Origin of the sequence: Runella sp. CRIBMP, from assembly GCF_009905605.1 — a bacterium.
Classification (GTDB): Bacteria; Bacteroidota; Bacteroidia; order Cytophagales; family Spirosomataceae; genus Runella.
On the sequence record NZ_JAAAKZ010000013.1, the window covers coordinates 132812 to 158142 of the forward strand.

At 44.9% G+C, this 25331-nt stretch carries 20 protein-coding genes and 1 pseudogene; 13 read left to right on the top strand and 8 right to left on the bottom strand.

The genetic code is table 11. The annotated features are described in order from the left end of the window. The first annotated feature begins 20 nt into the window (after positions 1–20). From dnaJ to GVN20_RS23300, 7 genes are all read left to right on the top strand, one after another. Positions 21–1175: a molecular chaperone DnaJ gene (gene dnaJ / locus GVN20_RS23270; RefSeq protein ID WP_166560648.1), complete on the top strand. Its 1155-nt coding sequence runs from the start codon at positions 21–23 to the stop codon at positions 1173–1175. Positions 1176–1406: 231 nt separating this feature from the next. Continuing rightward, on the top strand, positions 1407–2756 hold the full coding sequence (locus GVN20_RS23275; protein ID WP_166560649.1) for an MATE family efflux transporter: 1350 nt from the start codon (positions 1407–1409) through the stop codon (positions 2754–2756). A 110-nt stretch (positions 2757–2866) separates the two neighbouring features. Continuing rightward, positions 2867–4387, top strand: coding sequence for a serine hydrolase (locus GVN20_RS23280; RefSeq protein WP_166560650.1), 1521 nt, complete (start codon positions 2867–2869; stop codon positions 4385–4387). Positions 4388–4507: 120 nt separating this feature from the next. After that, positions 4508–5965, top strand: coding sequence for a TolC family protein (locus GVN20_RS23285; RefSeq protein ID WP_166560651.1), 1458 nt, complete (start codon positions 4508–4510; stop codon positions 5963–5965). A 105-nt stretch (positions 5966–6070) separates the two neighbouring features. After that, positions 6071–7462 carry an efflux RND transporter periplasmic adaptor subunit gene (locus tag GVN20_RS23290; RefSeq protein WP_166560652.1) on the top strand — a complete coding sequence of 464 codons (1392 nt, stop codon included), beginning with the start codon at positions 6071–6073 and terminating at the stop codon, positions 7460–7462. Between the two features lie 129 nt (positions 7463–7591). Continuing rightward, positions 7592–9508 (top strand): OmpA family protein, encoded by a 1917-nt coding sequence (locus tag GVN20_RS23295; RefSeq protein ID WP_166560653.1) that lies wholly within the window; start codon positions 7592–7594, stop codon positions 9506–9508. A 28-nt stretch (positions 9509–9536) separates the two neighbouring features. Continuing rightward, positions 9537–10418, top strand: coding sequence for a serine hydrolase (locus tag GVN20_RS23300; RefSeq protein ID WP_166560654.1), 882 nt, complete (start codon positions 9537–9539; stop codon positions 10416–10418). A gap of 35 nt (positions 10419–10453) precedes the next feature. Here the strand turns inward: GVN20_RS23300 and GVN20_RS23305 are convergent, their stop codons facing one another. Further along, positions 10454–11659 (bottom strand): serine hydrolase, encoded by a 1206-nt coding sequence (locus tag GVN20_RS23305; protein WP_166560655.1) that lies wholly within the window; start codon positions 11657–11659, stop codon positions 10454–10456. A 202-nt stretch (positions 11660–11861) separates the two neighbouring features. After that, a complete protein-coding gene (locus GVN20_RS23310) occupies positions 11862–12263 on the bottom strand; it encodes a DUF1573 domain-containing protein (RefSeq protein ID WP_166560656.1) in 402 nt (133 codons plus the stop codon). Positions 12264–12525: 262 nt separating this feature from the next. On the opposite strand from GVN20_RS23310, the gene GVN20_RS23315 reads away from it, so the two are divergent. From GVN20_RS23315 to GVN20_RS23325, 3 genes are all read left to right on the top strand, one after another. Next, positions 12526–14934, top strand: coding sequence for a thiamine pyrophosphate-dependent enzyme (locus GVN20_RS23315; protein ID WP_166560657.1), 2409 nt, complete (start codon positions 12526–12528; stop codon positions 14932–14934). A gap of 281 nt (positions 14935–15215) precedes the next feature. Continuing rightward, the gene (locus tag GVN20_RS23320; RefSeq protein ID WP_114066881.1) at positions 15216–16007 is read left to right on the top strand and encodes a phosphosulfolactate synthase; all 792 of its coding nucleotides are present in this window, start codon (positions 15216–15218) and stop codon (positions 16005–16007) included. Positions 16008–16056: 49 nt separating this feature from the next. After that, on the top strand, positions 16057–16716 hold the full coding sequence (locus GVN20_RS23325) for a DedA family protein (protein WP_114462072.1): 660 nt from the start codon (positions 16057–16059) through the stop codon (positions 16714–16716). A gap of 91 nt (positions 16717–16807) precedes the next feature. Here the strand turns inward: GVN20_RS23325 and GVN20_RS23330 are convergent, their stop codons facing one another. From GVN20_RS23330 to GVN20_RS23355, 6 genes and pseudogenes are all read right to left on the bottom strand, one after another. Beyond that, on the bottom strand, positions 16808–17770 hold the full coding sequence (locus GVN20_RS23330) for an MlaD family protein (protein WP_166560658.1): 963 nt from the start codon (positions 17768–17770) through the stop codon (positions 16808–16810). Between the two features lie 91 nt (positions 17771–17861). Beyond that, positions 17862–18647: an N-acetylmuramoyl-L-alanine amidase gene (locus tag GVN20_RS23335; RefSeq protein ID WP_166560659.1), complete on the bottom strand. Its 786-nt coding sequence runs from the start codon at positions 18645–18647 to the stop codon at positions 17862–17864. Between the two features lie 236 nt (positions 18648–18883). Beyond that, the gene (locus tag GVN20_RS23340; RefSeq protein ID WP_114462075.1) at positions 18884–19471 is read right to left on the bottom strand and encodes a NifU family protein; all 588 of its coding nucleotides are present in this window, start codon (positions 19469–19471) and stop codon (positions 18884–18886) included. Between the two features lie 294 nt (positions 19472–19765). Next, positions 19766–20116 (bottom strand): delta endotoxin C-terminal domain-containing protein, encoded by a 351-nt coding sequence (locus GVN20_RS23345; RefSeq protein ID WP_166560660.1) that lies wholly within the window; start codon positions 20114–20116, stop codon positions 19766–19768. A 542-nt stretch (positions 20117–20658) separates the two neighbouring features. Beyond that, the gene (locus GVN20_RS23350) at positions 20659–22032 is read right to left on the bottom strand and encodes an HlyD family efflux transporter periplasmic adaptor subunit (protein ID WP_166560661.1); all 1374 of its coding nucleotides are present in this window, start codon (positions 22030–22032) and stop codon (positions 20659–20661) included. Between the two features lie 8 nt (positions 22033–22040). Then, positions 22041–24330 (bottom strand): annotated as a pseudogene (locus tag GVN20_RS23355) (peptidase domain-containing ABC transporter). Between the two features lie 36 nt (positions 24331–24366). Here GVN20_RS23355 and GVN20_RS23360 point away from each other — a divergent pair. From GVN20_RS23360 to GVN20_RS23370, 3 genes are read left to right on the top strand one after another with little or no spacing between them, the layout of a single operon-like run. Beyond that, positions 24367–24600, top strand: a complete 234-nt coding sequence (locus GVN20_RS23360) for a hypothetical protein (RefSeq protein WP_166560662.1) — start codon at positions 24367–24369, stop codon at positions 24598–24600. After that, entirely contained in the window at positions 24575–25012 is a 438-nt protein-coding gene (locus GVN20_RS23365) for a DUF6934 family protein (RefSeq protein WP_114462079.1), read from the top strand. Before GVN20_RS23360 ends, GVN20_RS23365 begins: the two co-directional genes overlap by 26 nt. Next, positions 25009–25173: a hypothetical protein gene (locus GVN20_RS23370; protein WP_166560663.1), complete on the top strand. Its 165-nt coding sequence runs from the start codon at positions 25009–25011 to the stop codon at positions 25171–25173. Before GVN20_RS23365 ends, GVN20_RS23370 begins: the two co-directional genes overlap by 4 nt. The last annotated feature ends 158 nt before the right edge of the window (positions 25174–25331 follow it).

The window sequence follows — 25331 nt, forward strand, 5'->3', positions numbered from 1 at the left end:
AACGATTAACACAAAAAAAAATGGCACAAAAAAGAGATTATTACGAAATTCTTGGCGTTGGCAAAACGGCGGCAGATGATGAAATAAAGAAAGCCTACCGTAAGCTGGCGATTAAGTATCACCCCGACAAAAACCCCGACGACCCTTCTGCCGAAGAGAAGTTTAAGGAAGCAGCCGAGGCATACGGGGTCTTGAGTGACCCTGAAAAACGCAAGCGCTACGACCAGTTTGGCCACGCTGGCATGGGTGGAAATGGCGGTTTTGGCGGAGGTCAAGGCTTTGATATCAATGACATATTTTCACAATTCGGCGATATTTTCGGTGATGCATCACCATTTGGCGATATTTTCGGCAATGGTGGCGGGGGCGGCGGACGCCGCGTACGGCGTGGCACCGACCTGCGTATCAAGTTAAAACTCGATTTGCGCGAAGTAGCCGAAGGAGCTGAAAAGAAAATTAAAGTAAAACGCTACGTTGGCTGTAACACTTGCGGCGGCAACGGCTCAAAAAACGGCGCTTCCCTCAAAACCTGTACCACTTGTAACGGCAACGGTCAGGTGCGAAAAGTGGTAAGCACGATGCTTGGGCAAATGGTTTCGACCAGCACCTGCCCTACCTGTAACGGTGAAGGTAAAATAGTAACCGACCGTTGCGAAATTTGCGCAGGCGAAGGTCGTGTATTGGAAGAGGACGTAATCAGCATCAAAATCCCTGGCGGTGTAGCCGACGGAATGCAGCTTTCGATGAGTGGCAAAGGAAACGTACCACCCCGAGGCGGCGTGGCGGGCGATTTGCTCATCGTGGTAGAAGAGGAAGAAGACGAACAACTAAAGCGCGACGGCAACAACCTCGTCTATGACCTTCACCTCAACTTCGTAGATGCCGCCCTGGGCACTACGGCCGAGGTACCTACCCTCGACGGAAAAGCCCGCGTGCCAATTGAAGCGGGAGTACAGGGTGGAAAAATCCTACGCCTCAAAGGAAAAGGCATCAAAGAACTCAACGGCTACGGTCGCGGTGACCAATTGATTCACGTCAATATCTGGACGCCTAAGCAACTCAGCGCCGAAGAACGCAGTATTCTCGAAAAACTAAAATCTTCTCCCAACTTCCAACCCAAACCGGGAAAGAATGAGAAAGGATTTTTCGAGAAAATGAAAGATTTCTTTCATTAGTCGTTGAATAAAAATTAACGAAACGGGTGGCCCAAAGCCATCCGTTTTTTTTGTAGTTCCTCCTCCTTGAATTGGCCTCTCAAGCCAACATATTCTTCTTTGAGTTGCTGTATTCGGGGTCATTACATTTTTTTTACTCTGCAACATACACGCTGACGGCCAAACTATTTTTTAAAATCTTGGGTTGAAAAGTAAATACCTAAGTACAATTCGAAATATTCCAAATCAGTCATGCGGCGCGAAATTCTTGAAACGATTAAGTTAAGTATTCCCATCATCATTGCCCAACTCGGCGTTATTCTCATGGGCGTTACCGACAACCTGATGGTGGGGCGGTTTCTGGGTGCGGTGCCGTTGGGCGCGGCAGGATTGGCTACTTCACTATCCTTTCTGGTCACGAGTATAGGGTTTGGTGGCTTAGGCGTCATTGCGGTGCTGATTTCTCAAGCCAAGGGCCAAAATGATACAGCCGAAATCGGGCGTTTGTTCCGGGCGGGGCTTTACGTGGCCATTTTGCTGAGTACTGTTTTAGGAATCGTAGGAGCGGCCATTGGAATGAATATGGACGCATTAGGCCAAACCCCCGAAGTAGCCCGCTTGGCTGAGCCATTCATGTACTATTTAAGCGTTTCTACCTTGCCGTTATTGATATTTGTGGCGGCCCGGCAGTTAGCCGACGGGCTTTCCTATACACGGGTAGCCATGATTGTGACCGTTTCAGCATTGTGTTTCAATGCCTTGGTCAACTGGTTACTGATTAACGGTATTTGGATTTTTCCAAAAATGGGCCTCAACGGAGCCGCTGCAGGAACTCTACTATCGCGCATCTACATGGCGGTGGCTATTCTGGTCTATATCTATAAAACCAAGCATTTTTCACGGTATCTTGTGGCCGCCCGTCGCGTAAGTACCCAACTAGTGGTCAAAATTTTACGGTTATCGGTCTCCGTGGGGTTTCAGTTTTTCTTTGAGGTAGCCGCTTTTTCACTGGCAGTAGTCATGATTGGTTGGCTGGGTGAAAGTCAGTTGGCCGCCCACCAAATCGCCATCAATTTAGCTTCTACTACCTACATGATGGCCACGGGCATTGCCTCAGCGGGAGCTATCCGCGTGGGGCGCGCTTTTGGAGAACAACAGCCCAAAAACGTGCGCAGTGCAGGCACGGCCGCTTTTGTGCTGGTTGCAATATTTATGGGCGTATGGTGCATTACATTTCTGACGGCGAGTGATTTTCTGGTGTCGCTTTACCTGAAAAATAATCCAGAAGTAACGCAAATTGCGGCAACACTCATGATATACGCGGGCTTTTTTCAACTCTCCGACGGCATTCAAGCAACGGGTCTGGGCACTTTGCGTGGCGTTTCAGATGTCAATGTCCCCACCATAATCACACTGATAGCCTATTGGGGTATTTCCCTTCCGTTGAGTTATGTGTTGGCTTTTACCTTCCAAATGGATGTTGAAGGGATTTGGATTGCCCTCTCGGCGGGACTTACGTTTTCAGCGGTTTTTCTGACCATTCGATTCTACCGATTGGTGCGTTTAAAACAACCAGAACCATCCAATTTGCCCATAGTTTAGCCTTGGAAAATGTTTTTTTGTTGATTCGTCTACTTAATGCAAAAATACTGCGCCCTAACAGTATTACTTCCTTTAAGTTTTATCAATATTTGTAAAAACATCAACCCAGTATGAAGCCCCGTTACTCCTTCGTCTTCCTTTTTTTACTTACGTTTGTCACTTTTGCCCAAAAGAAAAATACCCCTCCCCCACCTACCGACCCACTGACGGGCTTTGATGCCTTTGTTAACCAAATGCTTGTGGAATGGCGCGTCCCCGGGGCATCAGTGGCCATTGTGAAAGACGGTAAACTTCTATACGCCAAAGGATATGGATTCAAAGACATCAAGAAAAATTTACCCGTTACAGAAAAGACCCTTTTCCCTATTGCCTCCTGTACCAAATCCTTTACCTCGGCGGCGTTGGCGATTCTGGCCGATGAGGGAAAACTGGATTGGAATAAACCCATAAAAGAGTATCTTCCTGACTTTCAATTGCAAGACGAATTTGCCACGAGAACCGTTGCAGCCCGAGATTTGGTCTCTCATCGCACTGGCCTCCCCCGCCACGACCTCACGTGGCTCTATGCCAACCTGGGACGCCAAAGTTTATACCAAAACCTAAAATACTTGCCGCTTTCGAAGCCCCTGTATGCGCAGTATCAATACAACAATTTGATGTTTATGACCGCTGGTGTATTGATTGAACGCCTCTCTGGCAAAAGTTGGGAAAACTTTCTACGGGAAAAAATCCTGCAACCGCTCGGCATGAACCAAACGGCCCTTACCTATCCAGAACTGTTTCAGAAAGAGGACTATGCACTTTCGTACCGCGACTCCAATGGCCAATGGACAGAACAGGGGTTTGGTAGCAACGTAGATGCCATCGGCCCGGCGGGATCCATCAAATCCAACGCAGTAGAAATGGCCAATTGGCTCATTATGCAACTCAATAAAGGGAAGTTTGGGGACAAACAAATCGTTTCGGCCGCTAATCTAAAAGAAAACCATACCCCGCAAATTATCGTGTCGCCCGCCGAGGCAACGTTTAGCGAGTTGGGTTATGCCTCTTACGGGATGGGGTGGAGCATCAATACTTACCGTGGGCACCTCCGACTGGCCCACAATGGCTCGATTGAAGGGTACCGTTCTCAAATGGCTTTTTTCCCCAACGACAATATCGGTGTTGTGATTCTCACAAATACAGGGGCCGTAGATTATTATTTTGTCAATGCCGTATGCAATTATTTCTCCGACAAATGGCTTAGTTTACCCGTCATCGACTGGACTCCTCGCCTCAAAACCGCCCAAGCCGAGACAAAAGCAAAGCAGGAAAAGGCAAAACTCGACAACGCCTCAAAACGCAAAAACAATACTGCCCCCTCCCACATACTCGATTCATACGCTGGAACCTTTGAGCATCCTGCGTACGGCACCTTTGTGCTGGAGCCCAAAACCGATGGCACTTACGTAGGTGCTTTTCATGGACTCCCCTTCACACTCACCCACTATCACTACGATATATTTGAAGGCACTGGCATCTTTGACCAAACAAAATTTGATTTTAAAATAGGACCGACGGGCGAAATCGAACGTGTGACTCTCCACTTGACCAATGCGGGAGAAATTGATTTTCAAAAAGTGATTAAATAAAACTGATTTTCAAAATCTTTGAATTTAAAGCGTTGATATACTTATATCACCGTTTATCCAAATTTAGTAGAGGGAGCAAATTTAGTTTTGTAACCTTGACCTTGAAAATCCGAAACAGCGATGAAAAAATGGTTACTCGCCTTTGTGCTGGGTGTTAGCGTATTAGTCCACGTCCAAGCTCAACAAAAATATACCCTCCAACAGTGCATTACGATTGCGTTGGAAAATAACCTGCAGTTGCGGCAATTAATGCTGCAAGTTCAAACGAATCAGAATGTTTTTGAACAGTCAAAATGGCAGCGTTATCCTACCCTCAACTTCAGCGGAAGCCAAGGTTTACAGTCAGGCCGTAATATTGACCCGTTTACCAACCAGTTTGTGGAGCAAACGGTCAATTTTTCCAACTTTTCGGTCAATACAGGCGTCAATTTGTTTAACGGTTATCAGCAAAAAAACATCATTAAACAAAACCAAACCAACATTCTTGCCACCCAGAAAGACGTCGAGGCAAACCGTAACACCCTGATTTTGAACGTTGCTTCGAGCTATATTTCTGTCTTGAACAATCAGGAACAACTCGAATTTGCCCGTCGTCAGGCAGAAACTACTCGCCTGCAATTAGACCGCACGGATAGATTGGTCAAGGCGGGGTCTTTGTCGCAAATCAACTTGTATGATATTCAATCCCAGTTAGCCAACGACGAACTCTCTATCGTCAATGCGCAAAACAATATCGAATTGTCGAAATTGACCTTGAAACAATTCCTCAACCTACCCGCAAGCGAAGTATTTGAGATAACCCCCATCGCGCTGCCCGCGCCCTCTACAACAACGCCATACGATGCTACCCTAGAACAAGTCTACAACGCGGCCATCAAGTATTTACCCGATTTGGACGCGGCTAACTTGCGCATCGAAAGTGCCAAAACGGGCATTGAAATTGCCAAAGGTGCCAAACTTCCTTCCATCACCTTGGGCGGTGGGCTTAGTTCTTCGTTTTCCAGTGCGGCCCCTAAACAACGTTTTGTCGGCGACGGTGGCGCTTCCAGAGTCGTGGATGTTCCTTCTACTACGCGCTATGTATCTTATGGAGGTTTTACCGTCCCAGTCATTGAAAAAGTGACCGTTCCGAGCGGATCCATTCAGGACTTCGGGTACTTTGACCAGCTGAATTTTAACCGCAACGCTTCCCTTTCTCTTTCGTTAAGGATGCCTATTTTCAATGGTTATCAGGTAAAATACCGCATTGCAAACGCCATGATTCAGCAAAAAAACTTGGAATACCAAGCGCAAATCGTCCAGAATCAAATTCGTCAAACGGTGGAGCAGGCTTATTACAGCATGGTCAACGCCGCCAAGCGCTATGAGGCTACTTCCCGACAAATCGAGTCGCTTGAATTGTCGTTTAAAGCCGCCGAGTTACGTTTTAACGCGGGCGCTATCAACGCCACGGAATACAACATCGCCAAAAACAATTTGGACCGTTCACGCGCCAGTTTGATTCAAGCCAAATACGAGTATCTCTTCAGAACCAAAATTCTGGATTTCTACCAAAGCAAACCTATCTCTTTAGAATAAAAAAGGATTCCTTCCTCATTAACATTAACACGAGAAAAAAGCAGGAATGAAAAAAATGCTTTTCCTCACTCATACACTAAATTACACTTTACAATAAAATTAAACATGGCTAAGAAATCTTCTTCTCGTTTATGGTGGATACTCGGAGGCGTTGTGGTAGCATTGGGGGCGGGGTTGCTAATCGCTAAGCAACAAGGTTGGATTGGAAAAGTCAAACCGACCGAAGTAGAATTTGCCAAAGTAAAAAAGATAGACATTATTGAACGCGTGAGCGCTTCGGGTCGGGTGCAGCCAGAAGTAGAAGTAAAAATCAGCCCCGACGTACCTGGTGAAATCATCGGTCTCTACGTAGAAGAAGGCGACTCGGTTGTAAAAGGGCAATTGCTCGCCAAAATCCGCCCCGACAACTACGATGCGTTGTTGGCCCGTGCGCAAGCGGCGGTCAATTCTAGCAAAGCAGAAGTAGAACGCTCTAAAGCCTCACTGGCGCAATCTAATGCTCAATTGATTCGGGCAAAAGCCGATTACGAGCGTAATAAAAAATTACAAGCCGATAAAATTGTTTCGGACGCCGACCTTGAAAGAAGTGAGGCTGACTATGGGGTGGCTTTGCAAAACGTAGAAGCGGCCAAAGCCGCTATTTCGGCCTCTAAATTCAACGTTCAAAGCTCCGAAGCCGCCCTGCGCGATGCGGCCGAAAACCTCCGTAAAACAACCATCTACGCCCCGCAAAGCGGAACGATTTCTAAACTAAACGTCGAACTTGGAGACCGTGTAGTAGGTACGTCGCAGATGGCAGGTACGGAAATGATGCGTATTGCCAACCTCAACAACATGGAAGTACGGGTGGATGTAAACGAAAACGATATTGTGCGGGTTCATCTCGGCGACACCGTCGACATTGAAGTTGACTCCTACGCCGAGCGCAAATTTATGGGCATAGTCACTGAAATTGCCAACACGGCCAACGGAATGGCTACGACTTCGGCCAGCTCAGGCTCAACCGATGCCGTTACCGAGTTTGAAGTAAAAATCAAAATTCTGAACTCATCGTACCGAGATTTGATGGTTAACCGCTCCAAAAAATCGTACCCTTTCAAACCTGGTATGACGGCCGCCGTTGAAATCATCACCGACCGTAAAGCGGGTGTGCTTTCGGTTCCGATTGCGGCGGTAACAACTCGTGGCAAAGAGGACGAAGCCAAAAAAGAAGGCCCCGATGCACCTCCTGCCCCCGCCGAGCCTGAGCAAAAGAACAAAAAAGAGGAAAAACTCAAAGAACTTGTTTTTGTGAATGACAAAGGCAAAGCCGTAACTAGAGAAGTGACCACGGGTATTAGTGATTTTGAAAACATCGAAATCTTATCAGGCCTTAAAGAAGGCGAAGAAATCATTTCAGGGCCGTTTATTGAAGTTTCCAAGCGCCTCAAAAACGGCACTTTGGTCATCAAAAAAGTAATAAAGAAAACAAAAGAAGAAGATAAGTCTGTAAACTAAGCTTTACTTTAACGGCTTATTTTGAATCAGTATTTTAACGGTATTCCGCCTAGGCAGGACCGTTAAGGTACTGATTCTTTCTTTTTAGGGGAAAGTCGTTAAATTTGTCATTTAACCATTGTTGCACCCATGAAGCGATTCTTTTGCTTTTTTCTGCTCAGTTTTGTCGGTTGTACTTCAAGCTTTGCTCAAAATGAATTTGAAGTAGGCATTGAAGTAAAAGATAAGTACACAAAGCGCATTCTTATACCAATTATATCAGTTTTGGCCCCAAACAGCCCCACGGAGCTTACTGGGCAGATGAATTATGATCAGTACGTGATAACTGCAAAACCCGATATAAACTACCTTATAGTGGTGGCTTTTCAAGAATATAAGACCTACCGCCAAACCCATACATTTACCAAAAGCAATACCAACTCTAGAACCCTCCTGACCATAGAATTGGAACCGCTAGTGCCACCCAAAAATGCAGCACCCATACCTCAAAAACCACAGGAACCGTCCAAACCTATCCAAACTGCTCCCGCTACCGTCGTTTCTGCTCCTCCCAAACAAGAACTTACGTTTCAGGCAGTCGATGCCCTGACAGGCATGCCAATTGCGGCGGAATTTTTGCTCACCAACGACCTAAAAGAAAGCTATTCGGGCACAACTCGTGCGACGGATGCTACGTTTTCAGCGCGGGTATCCTTACAACCTCGCCCATATACCCTCACCGTGAACGCAAAAGGTTATCGAAGTCACGCGTCAAAACTCTCCGTTTCTGTACCTTTAGCAGGAAATCAACCCGTTCAAATCATTAAATTATCCAAAGGTGACATTGTTTTAAGAATCAAAGTATTGGAAGAGCAAACGGGCAAGCCCATTCCTGCCACACTCCGGATTGTGAATGAGAGCGATAACCGGGAATTATTTAACCAAAAAAATTCTTTCAACGGACAAATCCCCATTTCGCTCAACCCTAACGGGCGTTATATGATAGAGACCGAAGCCAAAGGCTACATGCCTTTTCGAAAAGAACTGGAAAAAGCCGTAGAAAAGCTCAGTGAAACAACGCCCTTAACCATACGGTTGTCGAAAATCGGTGATATTTTCCTCAATCTATCAGCTATAAATGCGGCTACTGGACAACGAGTTGCGGCAACTTTTAAAATTACGGCCTCCTTGACTGGACAAGTGACGCAGTTAAAGAGTGCGTTGCCTATCAAACACAAAATTGTGGAACCCGATATTTACCAAATCGAAACCATAGCGCCGGGGTTCGCCTCTTTAAAAGCAGAAATAGATGCCGAAGAGATTAGCGTTGGACAAGTGTTTAATTACGAGGCTAAACTCGTACCGACCACCAAACAACCCACCACCAACGCCCCTTTAGAAACCTTTCGTTTTGCCATTTTGGACGGCCAAAGTCAAAAACCAGTACCCAACGCACGATTAAAAATTATCAATGAAGCCACGCAAAAGGTAATTACGACCAAACCAGCGGGACAACTCAAAGAAACCAGGCTGAAAACGGACCAAACCTATCTTATTGAAGTTGAAGCCAAAGGATTCGAAAAAACAACCATGAAGATGGCAGCAGCAGAATGGGCCAACCGGGGTGAATTTTTGACCAATATCTCGCTTGTTCCCCTCGTTAAAACCACCGCCCCCCCCGCAACTCGGGTCATCAATGAAAAGATTTTTGACAATATTAAAGCGGGTCAATCTGTGAGTATTGAAGACAACATTTATTTTGACCAAAGCAGCTATATTCTTCGTACCGAAGCCTACGGTCAATTGCTACGTTTGGCCGCTGTCATGACCAAAAACCCCGACATTAATATTGAAATTGTAGGCCATACCGACAACGTAGGCGATGCTCGGCTGAACAAAATTCTTTCTGAGCAACGCGCAAAAGTCATTGCAAACTTTCTTGGCAATGAAGGCATCAATGAATCACGCCTTATCTACCGAGGCGAAGGCAGCACCAAACCCATTGCCCCCAATGATACCGACGAAAATCGCCGCCGCAACCGGCGGGTGCAGTTTCTGATCAAGTAATACACAACCCTTCATCAATAATCTATTTATGAAATACCTCTTAGCCTTCATTGTTATTGGATGGACATGGTCCGCTTTTTCTCAAAAGCCCTCCACTGAACCTCTCAAAAAAGCCATTCAGGCTAAACTAGCAGGTGTTGAAGGCAATTTTGGCGTAGCCTTCAAAGACTTGCAATCCAATCAAACGTTATTTATCAATGAAAAAGAAAACTTTCATGCGGCAAGTACGATGAAAACTCCCGTAATGATTGAGGTTTTTAAGCAAGCAAAGGGGGGTAAATTCAAGCTTACCGATTCTATTTTGGTCAAAAACGAGTTTAAAAGTATCGTGGATGGCTCAGCTTTTAGCCTTGATATAAGCGACGACAGTGCCGACGGAATGTACAAAATGATTGGCAAAAAAATGACCATTTACGACCTGACATACCAAATGATTATCGTCAGCAGTAATTTAGCTACTAACATTCTGATTGAGTTGGTTGACGCGAAGAAAGCCAACGCCACCATGCGCGATTTTGGAGCAAATGACATTCAAGTACTGCGTGGCGTAGAAGATAGCAAAGCGTTTCAGCTCGGAATGAACAACTCCGTAACGGCCTATGATTTGATGGTTATTTTTGAGAAAATCGCCAGAAAAAAAGCCATCGACCCCACTGCCTCCGAAGGCATGACGCGTATTTTATTTGACCAAAAATTCAACGAAATTATCCCCGCTAAACTCCCCAAAGAAGTAAAAGTAGCGCATAAAACGGGCTCTATCACGGGTGTACAGCACGATTCAGGAATTGTATTTTTGCCCGATGGACGCAAATACGTGCTTGTCCTACTTTCCAAAAATCTAAAAGACCCCAAAGCAGGTGTACGAATATTGGCCGATGTTTCGGAGATGATATACGATTTTGTAAAATAGAAACTCAATCCGTATCAAGTCGGCTTTGGATAAGCCTAAAAAAGCTCCTCCTCCACGCCTTCTTCTACTTTACTTTTACCTTCCAACACCTCCAAAATAGGTTTGATTTGATAGATACTGCGATTGTAGCGATTGCTGAGAATGATAATGACAAATTTGTTTTTGGGACTAAACCACATCAGTGTATTATAGCCTTTCCACCAGCCAGTATGGTAGACGTACTTGGGTTCACGCGTAGCTTCGTTTACGTGCATCCGGAAGCCATATCCGTAATTTTTGATGCCATGGCGCTCAAAGCTCCTTGGCGTAAAGGCCTCTTTCATGGTTTCTGGACGCAAAACACAACCACCACTAAGACCTGAATACCAACGCAATACATCATCCATGGTGGAATATACTCCCTTATCTCCCACTACATCATCAAAATTATCCTTGGGTAATCGACGGTTATATTGATAGCCCGTGGTACGATATAAATTTAAGGAATCGTTACGACTCGTAATCAAATAGGTATCTTTCATCCCGAGGGGTTTGAAGATATACTGCCGCAGGTAGTCTTCAAATTTTTGACCCGACACTTTTTCTACAATCGTAGCCAAGAGGGCATAGTTCGTATTGCTGTAACTGAAATTCCGATTGGGAGTATTGTATAATTTGGGCTTGACGGCACAATACCATCGCACAATGTCGTCGTTGCAAGGGTAAGGATTTCGCTTGCGCACGCTGTCGGTGAGCACATACGCATAGTTGGGTAAGCCGCTGCGGTGCGACAACAAAGACTTTATCTGAATCCCAGAATAGGGAAATTGCGGAATAAATTTTTGAATGGAATCCTCAAGTTTTAGCTTGCCTTCTTCGTACAGTTTCAGAATGGCCACCGCCGTAAAGGTCTTCGAAAGCGATGCTAATTGGAATTTGGACTCCGAGCGCATCGTATCTTTTTGTTCAATTTGCGCATACCCAAAAGAGTTGCGATAGAGCACTACCCCTTGTTGGGCAATCAGAACATTCCCGTTAAAACGCTCCAATTTGTACTTCCGTCGAAAAATCGAATCCAAACTCGCCGTTTTTTGGTCAGCCTTGATGCGCATCCGAATTTTAGAAATTTGTTCTGGAGTCAGGGTTGCATCGGTGACACAATCGGCCAGTGCATTTTGAAGGGAAGCGGCATGGTGGTGGTCGGCCGTGTTGTTACAGGAAAACGCAACAATTAATGCGAGAATGATACCAGTTTTAAACATCGTTGAAGGTTATAAAGACAAGGCATTGAGTATTGAGCATGATCGTTACGCAATACGTTGCAACACCCGGCCATACCCTCTTTCGTTTACAAAAATAACAAAAAAGGCTTTGACATCAAGCCAAAGCCTTTATATGCTTTTAAAAATTAGTAGTCTAAAGATTAATCTGATGGTTATGAGCCGCATAACCATCCACTAATATCTACTTACCTTTCTTTGCTTCAGGTGCTTTGCTGGCCACCACTTCCCCCTTGAGGGTTAAGTATAGAGTGCCATTTTCAGCATTGCTCGGAACCGTCACTGTTTTGTTGAAAGGTCCCATTACGCCTGCATTAAACGTAGCTTTGATTGAACCTTTTTTGCCAGGCATTACAGGCTCCCGCGTCCATTCTGGAGTGGTACAACCGCATGATGCCGTTACGTTTCCTAAAACGACGGGATCAGTGCCAGTATTGGTAAACTCAAATACATGGCTTACGGGCTTACCTTGTTCGATTTTGGCAAAATCATGCTCGACTTTGGCGAACTTTACGACTCCTTTTTGCGCGTAGCTTGTTGCGCTGAATACCAAAATTGCTACGAAAAATGAAAGAAACTTTTTCATGTTCATTGTAAAATTTAGTTTTGTAAAAGTTGGTTGCTTATCTAACAATAATTGTACTAGCAAAAGTTTTGCCAAACGTTCTTTTTGACGAAATTTTTATGGCAAGGTAACAGAAAAAACTTGTATTTTGAAACCTGATTTGTTTTCCCTTATATTTACTTGCCAAAACAATGAAATTAATTATTCGTTGTAAATAATTAGTAAATGTTTATTTATTTTACTTTTTATTTCAACGGAAACCTACAAACTTTCATCAAGAAACGTGATAGAGAACGAACTCGCGACCGACTTTATTGCCCTTACGCGTCAAGGGATTCTGAACGATTATCGTTTGGTATGTGAAAGCCGACAAGCCAGCTTATTGGGTCGAAAGGATGTGATGGGAGGACGTGCTAAGTTTGGTATTTTTGGCGATGGGAAAGAGTTGGCGCAGGTCGCAATGTCCAAGGTGTTTCGTAAGGGAGATTTTCGCTCGGGTTATTATCGTGACCAAACCATTGTAGCGGCACTAGGAAATCTCACCTGGCAACAATATTTTTCTCAATTGTACGGACATGCCGACGTGGCCTTTGACCCGCATACGGCTGGGCGTTCGATGAACAATCATTATACAACCCGTTTTCTGGACGAGAACGGCCTCTGGAAATCGCAGGTAGATACTTATAATCACATCAATGACCTTGCCCCTACCGCAGGGCAAATTCCGCGCTCGGTGGGTTTGGCCTATGCATCCAAACTTTATCGTCAAAATGAAGAACTCTGGTCGATGACCAATTTTTCGCGGAAAGGCAACGAAATTACCTTTGGCACCATCGGTGATGCCTCCACTTCGCAGGGGATGTTTTGGGAAACCATGAATGCGGCAGGGGTATTACAGGTTCCGCTGTTGATGTCGGTTTGGGATGATGGCTTCGGAATTTCGGTCCCTGTTGAGTACCAAACCACCAAAGGAAGTATCTCAAAAGCCCTCGCGGGGCTTCAACGCCACGAAGAGGAAGCGGGAATTGAAATTTTTACGGTCAAAGCCTGGGATTATGTGGGTCTGCTGGAAACCTACCGTAAAGCAGAAGAGATTTGTCGTCGCGACCACGTGCCTGTGCTCGTTCACGTGCAAGAAGTGACTCAGCCGCAAGGACATTCCTCTTCGGGCACGCACACCCGTTACAAATCAGCAGAACGGCTTGAATGGGAAAAGGATTGGGATTGTAACCGTAAGTTTAAAGAATGGATTCTAAATAACGGCTACGCCAACGAAGATGAGCTGGACGAAATAGAAGAACAAGCAAAAAAACTTATTCGGAATCAAAGAAACGATGCGTGGAAAGCCTACCACGAAGCTATTTTAAAAGAGCAGAAAGAGGCCTTAACGCTCATTGAGGCAGCGGTTCAAGAAAGCCGTTTCAAAGAGGAGCTACGCCAAGTGATTGACGAAGTACAGCGAGAATTTGTGCCCCTACACCGATACAATACCACTGCCGTCCGAAAAACACTCCGCACACTGCGTTCTGAAAACATACCCGCCAAAAAGGCACTGGCAGATTGGCTTCAAAAAAACACCGAAATCAATCACGACCGATTTAGCTCACACGTTTACAGTCAGTCGCCCGAATCCCCGTTAAAAATTGTACCTGTTGCTCCTATTTACGATGACGAATCGCCGTTTGTCGACGGGCGGGAAGTAGTACGTGCCAATTTTGGGGCGCTATTTGCCAATGACCCCCGAATCGTGGCTTTGGGTGAAGATGTGGGCAAAATCGGTGATGTGAACCAAGGATTTGCGGGCCTACAAGAATTATTTGGTGAGTTGCGAATTACTGATACTGGCATTCGCGAAACTACCATCATCGGCCAAGGCATCGGCTTAGCCATTCGTGGGTTAAAACCCATCGTTGAAATTCAGTACTTTGATTACGTATTTTATGCATTAGCCACCCTCACCGACGACTTGGCTTCCTTGCACTACCGAACCAAAGGCGGTCAAAAAGCCCCCGTCATTATCAGGACACGCGGCCACCGTCTGGAAGGAATATGGCACTCTGGCTCACCCATGGCCTCCGTTATTCACAGTCTCCGTGGACTGCATGTATGTGTACCTCGCAACCTTACCCAAGCCGCAGGGATGTACAACACCTTACTGCGCGGCGATGACCCCGCACTGGTAGTAGAGCCACTTAATGGCTACCGGCTCAAAGAGCGGATGCCTTCCAATCCTGGAGAATTCTGCGTTCCGCTGGGTCAGATTGAAGTGTTGCGTGAAGGCACGGATGTAACCATTGTAACGTACGGTTCTATGTGCCGAATTGTATTGGAAGCCGCTGAGGAGCTCGCCCAAACGGGAATTAGTGTTGAAGTTATCGACGCACAGACATTGCTCCCCTTTGACCTTGACCATCAAATTCTCAACTCCATCAAAAAGACAAATCGGGTTATTTTTGCCGACGAAGATATGCCTGGCGGTGGTAGTGGATATATGATGCAGCAGGTACTGGATGAACAAAACGCTTACAAATGGCTTGACTCGGCTCCCCGGTGCGTATCAGCCAAACCCCACCGCCCTGCTTATAGCTCCGACGGCGATTATTTTTCAAAACCAAATGTGGAAGATATTTTTGAAGCAGTGTATCAATTAGTAAGTGAAGCTGCGCCAGACCAGTACCCTGAGTTCTGTTGATTTTAGGGCACCAAACCTTACTTTTCCTACCCTTTCCACCTGCCCGCGATTTCGGTTGCGGGTTTTTTATTATTCTAAATCCAGTAGGATTATTTCAGGAAAACGACAGTCATATTCCATTTGATGAATAGGCCTAAATTTAAAAAAGTTTTCAACCTATGGATTTTATAGTGATTAAATAAATGACTAAAATCAGCATATTTTCGACTTGGGTTTAGTACGTTGTAATAGTAATCGCTAATTTTACGCATTATTTTTAATGACATACCGAACCAACAAGTATGAATTTTAAACTATCTCAGGTCCCCGAGCGCACAAGTAAACCTCGTCAATTTGGGTTAACCATGGTCATGGACAAAGGGCTAAGCATCCGTCAAATTGAAGATATGCTTGATATTTCAGCCCCGCACATCGACATCGTCAAATTGGGCTGGGCTACTTCGTTTGTTACTCCTAATCTAAAAGATAAGATTGCCGTCTATAAAAGTGCTGGAATCCCAGTGTATTTCGGAGGGACCCTATTTGAAGCCTTTGTGGTTCGCAATCAATTTGAAGACTATCGCCGTTTGATTGACGAATACGGCTTAGAGTACGCCGAAGTTTCTGATGGCTCAGTAGATATGCCCGAAGAAATCAAATGTGATTTTATCAAGGTGCTTGCCGAGCAGGTAAAAGTGCTTTCGGAAGTGGGTTCAAAAGATGAAACCAAAATCATTCCACCCTACAAGTGGATTCAACTGATGAAGGCCGAACTTGAAGCAGGTGCTTGGAAAGTAATTGGCGAGGCCCGTGAATCTGGAAACGTGGGTTTGTTCCGCTCTAGTGGTGAAGTGCGCCAAGGTTTAGTGGAAGAAATTTTAACTCAAGTTCCCAACAAAGACATCATCTGGGAAGCCCCCCAAAAAGCCCAACAAGTATGGTTTGTCAAACTTCTTGGAGCCAATGTCAACCTGGGTAATATCGCTCCTAATGAAATTATCCCACTCGAAACCATTCGTTTGGGCCTTCGCGGCGACACATTCGCCCATTTTCTTAACGATAAAACGCGTAAGCGCTGGAAGTTAACAAAGTAAACTCGCACCATTGTGCGTTAATTAAATACAAAATAAACATCACACACAAATGGAAATTCTCGCGCAGATTTTAGACTTTTTTTTACACCTTGATAAACACCTCGCCGACATCATCAATGAATACGGTACTCTTACCTATTTGATTCTGTTTTTGATTGTCTTTACCGAAACTGGCTTGGTAGTTATGCCACTCTTGCCTGGCGATTCACTTTTATTTGCAACAGGCGCTTTAGCAGCATCTACGGGTGCACTGAATCCCTGGATTGTTATTCCATTGCTGATTGTAGCAGCGTTGATGGGGGATAATGTAAATTACTTTGTCGGGAAATTCTTGGGCAGTACCATCAAGAAACGAGAACGAATCTTGTTTTTCAAACGTGAATATTTGGAGCAAACAGAAGAGTTTTATGCCAAGCACGGCGGCAAAACCGTCATCATGGCCCGTTTTATTCCGATTGTCCGTACCATTGCTCCTTTTGTGGCGGGTGCTGGAAGCATGACCTATTCTAAATATATCCTCTTTTGTATCATCGGAGCTATCCTTTGGGTACCATCCCTTACCATGTTGGGTTACTTTTTTGGAAACCTAGACTTTGTAAAGAAGAACTTCGAATTGGTCATCTTCGGGATCATCGGCCTTTCCGTTTTGCCGATGGTGTGGCAATTTGCCAAATCAAAATTGGCATCATCCAATAAAACGACCGCCTAATAAACGAGTCTATTCCTACTAAAAAAGGTCGCGAGAGAGTTCTCACGACCTTTTTTAGTGGGCAGTTCCCAAATATCAATACCTAGCTTAACTAATACTTTAAAGTAGTATCGGCAGGGCTATCAGCGGGGCCTTTATCCTTCTTGCTAAATACCGATATATTTACGTATCGCTTGGGGTATTGACGGAAATTAGTCATTAATTTATTGACACTCACAATAGTACGGTTCAGGTTATCGTACAAGGCTTGATCTTTCAATAATTTACCCGCCGTTCCCTGACCCTGTTCGAGCGCTGTAAGCGACTTTTGGAGCGTTGCCACGGCAGCATTGGCCTGCGCCAATGTCTGGCCTAGTCGTAAGGCTTTCAGTGAATCGGTGGTAGTGAGTAAATTACTAAGAATGGGCTTCATGCCTTTTTCAGTCTCAATCAACGAAGCCGACAGAGCATTGATATTGGCCATTGTAGCGGCGATTGTTTGCCGATTCTGGTCTACCAATGCGTTGATTCCCATGGCCGTTTGGTCGGTCGTGGTCAGCAGTTTGTTGAGGGCGTAGCCAGTCTGGTCAAATTGGTTGATGATTTTATTGAGGCTAACAATCAGCGAATCAGCATTTTTGACCACAGGCAACGCTTTCTCTTGCAACAGCGACTGAATTCCTTTTTCAGTTTCGGCCAACAAAGTATCCCCTTCGTTGAGGCGAGGCGCACCCGACGGAATCTGGAGCATTAGAGCACTTCCCCCGAGCAATTCTGAGGTTAGCATAGCTTTGGTTCCTTTGGTTAAAATAATATTCCGATTGATATCGAGCGTTACTAAAACGGCGTTTCCTCGCTCTTGTAGCAACTCCGTTGCTTTCACAATCCCCACAGCAACTCCGTTGAGCTTAATGGGGTTGGAAGGCTGGAGGGAGCCTACGTTGTCGTAGAGTACGTAGTATTTATGGTTTGTTGAAAAGAAATCCGAACCTTTTAAGAAATTGAAGCCAAAATACAGCATCGTTATGGTGACAATTGCTAATATACCAACTTTTGCTTCTTTTGATATTTTCATGGATGAGTATATGTTAAAAATGAAGCGTTAAAAGTGCATTCATAACGCTTAGCTTTTAACCCTTGACTATCTGTTTGAAATGGCAAATTTATCAGTTTTCTTCTACTTCTTCCTTATATTGCTTAAAAGCTCGGAAGATAGATTCCGCGATTTGGTCCTGACCTTCTTCCGAATTAAGGTATTTTTCTTCTTGGGCATGGCTTAAAAAACCCGCTTCAATCAATACACTAGGCATAGCAGTCTGCCACAAAACCATAAAACCCGCCTGTTTTACCCCCCGACTGCTACGGTCGGCGTGTTTTTTAAATTGGCGTTCAATCTTTCCCGCAAAATTCAAACTGCTCGCTATATACGCATTTTGGCGGTTGGCAAGCATGATATACGCAAGCGGTGAGTTAGGATTAAAACCCTTGTATTTGTCTTCGTAGTCTTTTTCCAACAAAATAACCGCATTTTCTCTTTTGGCCACCTCTAGGTTTTCGTCCGATTTGTGCAATCCCATCACAAAGGTCTCGGTACCAGCGGGGCTTACTTTATTTTTCGGAAGAGAATTACAGTGGATAGAAATGAATAAATCTGCTTTACGGCGGTTGGCAATGTTGGAGCGTTCGTCCAAATCCACAAATTTATCGCTGGCACGCGTCAAAACCACCCTCACTTCGGGCATTTCTGACTTGATTTTACGCGCCAATTGAAGGGTAATATCCAGCACAATATCTTTCTCACGCGAGATGCGCCCGCGCGCGCCAGGGTCTTTTCCGCCGTGCCCTGCATCAATCACCACCGTCTTTATCCCTCCTTCGGCATCAGATTTTAACGTAAAGCTGCAGAGCGCAATCCAGCTAAAAATCAGTAGGGTTTTAAGAATCGTCGACATGTACGTAATGAATCGTGATTAGTTATACAACTAATGTATTAACGTATTTAGATACAACGTCTGCGCAATTTGCGCAGCTATATTTTATCTAGTACGAAATAACGTTTTTTTAAATTTCAATGATTAAACTATACAAAAAAACTTTCCGTGATTTTATCCAATGGTAAAACGGGAAAGTTTTTGTTGAATTTTAGGCAAAGAAACTCAAAAATAGGATAAAAATCGCAAAAGAAGCCCTATACTCCTTCTGCCACTACCTCTTTCACGTCGGGTACCATTTGGGTAAGCAAGTTTTGGATACCTGCTTTGAGCGTCAATGTGGAAGAAGGACACCCGCTGCATGAGCCTTGCAACAATACTTTTACGGTTCCGGTTATTTCTTCAAACGAATGGAACGAAATAGCTCCCCCGTCTGATTCTACCGCTGGGCGCACGTAGTCGTCCAAAATGGTTTTGATTTGACGGACGGTCGGGCTGTCGGTATCTAAGATTGCCGTGTTCTTGTCCACCGTCTTTTGTTCAAATACGGGGTGATTTTCTTCGAAGTAAATTTTCAAAAACTGCTTGGTATCCAGAATGACATCCCCCCAATCGGTGGCATCATCTTTGGTGACCGTAATAAAATTGGACGCTAAAAAAATACGTTGGACAAAAGGAAACTGAAATAAATCTCCCGCCAACGGCGACGCTTTCCCTTCCATTTGGGTAGACTCGCTGTCGGGATAGTCAAACGAAAGTCCCTGCGGAACAAGCTCGAAGTTTAGTACAAACTTCATCGAATTGGGATTGGGGCTCGCTTCTGTATAGATAAATACGGGTTGCATGGTCGTTGCTTCGCACTGTTAGTGATTAATAAAAAAACAAAAAGGACAACCTCTGAAAGATTATCCCTTTTGCAACAAAAATTTAACTGAAATGGTTTTCCTTTGGTCTAATTAACGCCTTAACACCTTCCTAAAATCGTAGAAAAGTCGTTCAATCAACTTCAAATCTTCCGTCACTATCTCGCCCGTAGCCGTCATGCCGTTTTGCCTGAAAATGCCCGTCAGGAAAGCTTCTTTCAGAGTTTTGAGAGGCGGTCAGACGTATCGCGGGCCAGGCACTTTACAGCGAATTCCTTATAAAGTCTGCCTACTCTTCAGTATCTCATGCAGGTTTAATTTTGCTCCATTTTTAAATTTTACAGCTACTGTGTCACTAAGGTCATGTTTTTTAATCTGTTCATCTGATGGCACAAATATAAGTTTATCAAAAACCACATTTTCATTACTTGTAGAATCCATAGAAAAACTAAAACTGATTAGTTGATTACTTTTCAGCTTTATCAGGTTTTTGTCAGATGTAATTACAAAATCTTCATTTTCCAAAACTATACCATTGGCGTTAAATGTTGAAGTAAACTTGGTTATATCTTCATTTTGGTTGCAGGCAAAAAGAATAAAAGCGAGAAATACTGTGCCATTTTTCATTTGTATAATTTTTAGCTATGAAAGCTTTTACACTCCCATAGATTAGGTTTAAAGAATAGAAAATTATCTTGTCAACTTTTAACTGATTCGACAAGTGATATGCGATTGGCCTGGATGGCATGGGCTAAATGGACTGCTCCACGCAGTTTTTGCTTTTAGCAAAGCCACCGTTGCCGAATCCGCCTCAAAGCTTATTCCTGATACTACATGCCCTTCATGTGTACAAGAGCAACTCCAATAAGCCCCACCTTTCATTTGCTTCATCTCCGCCTTTGTGAGCGCCGCATCCATAAAACTTGACATTGATTTTTTCATTTTGTTTCGTTGTGCGGTTCGCCGCACCGTTGTGTGTATTGGCAAAATAATGTATGTTGTTTCGGCCAAATCCTTATGTTAATGTACTATCCAGTGCTAAAATACGGCACAGAGTTTCTAATTGGCTGAGGTGATAAGTGAGCTATACACCAAGCTGATATTCATAAATCGGGTTTATACATGCCCTCCACTCTAATAATAGACTTATTCTTGTTTAAAAATCGGCTTTAACGCCTTAACACCTTCCTAAAATCGTAGAAAAGTCGTTCAATCAATTTCAAATCTTCCGTCACAATCTCGCCCGTGGCCGCCATGCCGTTGCGAAAGGGGATTTTCTTTTGTGAAGACGTCACCAATCCTTTGGGAAACTGCACCTTCACCAAGTAAGCCGTATCTTTGGGCATATCCGAAATCGACGCAATGCGCCCGCTCACCGTGCCAAACTCTTGATACGGGTAGCCCGCAAACTTCACAATAACCTCCTGCCCGCGACGAACTTTCCCGAAATTGTACTGACCTACGTACATTTCTCCTTCAAATCCCGCTCCCTCGGGCAACACATAAAATAACTCCTGCCCAGCTTTGACGGTTTGGCCTTCTTGCAACGGACTGAGAAAAGCGACTTTTCCGCTCGTCGGTGCCGCCGACACAAAACGCTGTTTCCACGCTTCGGTATCACTTTTGAGGGTATTGATGGATTGAAAAAGGCTGTTCAATTGTTCGATACGGGTCTTTTCCAGCTCCAACAGTTCCTGCTGTTTTTGATTTTGCGACATTCCGTTGTTGTTAAACGCCGTTTGGGCTTGGTCAACGACCTGTTTTTTAGACAAATACCGACTTCGGGTCTGACGCATTTCTACATCCGCAATGACTTTTTCCTCGTGCAGTTTGCGGTTCATCCGTAAATCATCTTCGGTCAGTTCGAGGTCTCTTCGGTAATTTTCTAGTTGGGTTTGCAAGTTTTCCCGCAATAGCCCCAATTGAGCCAAGTCATTTTGCAATGCGAGCCTTTTTTGTTCAAAAGCGCCGCCGTGCAATAATGCTTTTGACCGAACATAGGCATCCTGAAACGTCTGATACGATTTTTGAAGCTCGCCCAATTGAAAATACAACGGAATGGTGACTTTATGAATGCCTTCCAAATCGCTGTCGATGCCTAGTCTAACCAACTTATCTACCACTTCATCTAAACCCAGCGCTTCTTCAGGATTGGCCGTACTTTCCAAATACGCCAGACGCTGCCCCTGCATTACCTTCATTCCGTCTTTGACAAACAGTTTCATGACAACTCCTTCACTTTTGGCATTGACCGCCTTGGGAAAATTCAAAGCCACTACGCGCAGATTCGCTTTGACCAAATCGGGATATTCCACAAACCACCCTACGCCCAGCAAAATCAACAACACGAAGAAAAAAACGGTAATGCCCCAACGTACCAACCACGACGGCGGCTGACTCAATACTTCGTTGACCTCAGAGCTGCGTAACCCCACTAATTCCTGGCCCGCCTGTCCTGGTTGGGAAAGGACAGCCACGCCGTTGGCACGGCCTCCAGTATTGTGTTTCAGTTCTTCGGGTGATATAGGATTTATTTCTTTCATACAAAGGGCTATTCTGCCAATTCCAACTGATTGCTCACCAATTCAAAATACTTGCCACGTTGGTGTACCAATTCTGAGTGCGTCCCAACTTCCACAATCTCCCCTTTTTCCAAGACCACAATCTGATCGGCATTTTTGACCGTACTCAAACGGTGCGCTACTACGATCACCGTCCGTCGGCCCATCGGCCCGCCCTTAAAAAAATTCATCCAAATTTCGCATAATCACGCTTTCATTGTTGGCGTCAAGTGCATTGGTGGCTTCATCAAAAAACAGATAATCGGGATTTTTGTAGACGGCACGGGCAATGAGCAACCGCTGCCTTTGCCCCTGACTGATGCCGTTGCCTTCCGCTCCGATCTTGGTGTTATACCCCAACGGCAACTCCTCAATAAACGACCGGATATTAGCCACATGCACGGCATGAAGCAGCTTCTGAACATTCGGCACTTCGTCGCCTACGGCGATGTTGTTGGCAATGGTATCCGAGAAAATAAATCCGTCCTGTAGTACCGTCCCGCATTGACTGCGCCATTGACGGTGAGAAATTTGTTTTAAGCTTAGCTTGCTGTGGAAACTTCCTTCTCCGCTTAATGAAGAATGGGTGAGATTTATTTCGCCCTTTTGCGGCTCGTAGAACTTCAACAGCAATTTCAAAAGTGTAGTTTTACCGCTTCCGCTGGTCCCTACGATCGCCGTTATTTTCCCGGCCGGGATGTGTAAATTGATGTTTTTCAACACAGGCTCGTTTCCTGCCCCGGGGTAGGTAAACGTGAGGTTGGTTAGGCCTATCCCGCGCGGCATGCCCTTCTCTCCCCCTCCTCCCGTTAGCAATTGAGCGTGCATAAGCCCCTGTGAAGCAGGCTTATCCTCATCTTCCAACTCATGAATTTCGTTCAACCGCTCTAAACTGATCTGTGCATCCTGCCACTGTTGCATAAACTGCACCAACTGCTCCACGGGACTGTTCAACTGCCCGATGATGTACTGCAAAGCCATCATGCCGCCCAAGGTCATTTGACCGTTGACCACGGCCGTGGCGGCTAAAAAAGTAATGGCAATGTTTTTTCCTTCGTTCAGAAACAGCGCCCCTGCCTGTTGGTATTGTCCCAAGGCCAGACCCTTCATACTGAGTTTAAACTGCCGTACCTGCAAATTCTCCCATTGCCAGCGCTTAAGATGTTCAGCATTGTTGAGTTTTATTTCCTGCACACCCGTAATGAGCTGAATCAGACTGCTTTGATTCTGCGAAGCCAAGGCAAAGCGTTTGTGGTCCAGTTGCCGACGATATCGCAAAAAAATCGTTACCCACAGCGCGTACAACACACTCCCAATCAGAAAAACTCCGAAAATAGACAGGTTGTAATACGCCAGTATAACACTGAAAACCACCAAATTGAAAAGTGAAAACAGCGTATTGAGCGAAGTGCCCGTCAAAAATTGTTCAATGCGGTGGTGGTCGCCGATGCGCTGGAGAATATCGCCCGTGAGTTTAGTATCAAAGAAAGAAAGCGGGAGTTTGAGTAACTTCGTGAGGAAATCCGACAAAATATTGAGATTGATGCGGGTACTGATGTGGATCAACACCCACGACCGAATAAAATCCACCGATACCCGCCCCACAAACAGCATCACCTGCGCTGTCAGTACCAACGTGATAAAGTGCAGGTTACGGGTCTGAATGCCCACATCCACTACCGATTGGGTGAGAAAAGGTAACACCAGTTGCAAAATACTGCCGACCAACAATCCCAAGCCCAACTGTGAAATCAGGCCTTTATAGCGCCACAGGTAGCCAAAGAGGTAAGGTAAGCCAATTGCTTTTGTTCTTTTTTCTATTCCTTCTACCCCTTCAAAAAATTTCGGAGTAGGTTCCAGCAGTAAAGCAACTCCTACTTTTTCACCATCGGCCACGGTGGTGGCCCATTTGCTTTCAAATTCTTCGTTGGTGTAAGTGAGCAGGCCGGCGGCGGGGTCAGCAACCTCTATCCCGCGCGGCGTACCGTCCCCGCCCTTTCTCCTTGTAAGAGAAAAAGAGCCAACCCCTTTACCATAAACCACCACAAAATGATTTTGCCCCCAATGTACAATACAGGGCAGCGGTGCTTCTTCCAATAGTTTTTGAAGAGTGACTTTTACGCCCAGGGTTTTGAAGCCGATGCTTTCGGCGGCTTGGGCAATGCCCAGCAGATTTACGCCCTCTTTCCCTATCTCCGCCGCCGCCCGTAACGGTTGTATGCCATAACTCTGCCCATAGTATTTGGCTACCATTCGAAGACAAGTGGGACCACAATCCATGGCGTCGAGTTGCTTATAAAAAGGGAAGGATTTCAAATGCTTATTATTATTTGGCTGACAAACGTAAGCAGATGGGTCGGACGGACGTTTCCGCGCACCGGGCAGGCGTTCCTGCGGTCCGACGTTTCGCGGTCCGACGTTTCGGCCATGGTGTCGAGTTGCGGTTCGACGACTCGCGGTTCGACGATTCGACGGCAGTGGGGGAATTTTGGAAACACTGTCAATAAAATTTTATTTTTGCACAATGGAGAAACCTATTTACAACATTGAATCATCTTCCGACCGCCTTTTGTATGAATTTGAGAGTAACAGCGATCACAAAATGATTAAGAAAGCAGTTGTTTACTTGCCGATAAAACAAGACCCTAATTTATATGAACTTATCTTTGGCGACTTACAGGATGACGGGACAATAGATGTTCAAACAGTCAGTAACAATCAAGATATAGTCCTGATTTTAAATACAGTAATCAAAACCTTGTATCATTTTTTTGAACTTTACCCTTCAAAAACTGTTATATTTACGGGTAGTTCAGCGTCAAGAAACCGTCTGTATCGTGCTGTCATATCGAAATTAATCAATGAAAAGTTTGACATTTTTGGTATTACATTCGATGATGAAATTGAACTGTTTGTTCCCAATAAAAACTATTTTGCATTTCAAATCTGCTTAAAGCAATGAAAAAGCCCGCCCGTATCAGTGTTAATCCCGCTTTGGATAAAAAAAACGAGGGTATCAAACTTGGAGCAACTCATCAAAAAAAGCACGATGATCTTATGGCATTGATAGAACGTATGAAAATCAAGGAATCTAAGCCTACTCCTTCTAACTTCCCCGTTTGATTCTTCACTCTTTTCCTCCATTTGGTCAAGCAATTCTCTTCCGATTGGCATCTCGCCGGCAGTGCGGAAATTTCATTCAGACCGATTTCTATGGTTTATGCAAGCGTGTTTGTATAATTTTTGTCATATTTTTCCCCGCGTCGAACAACAGCATAAAT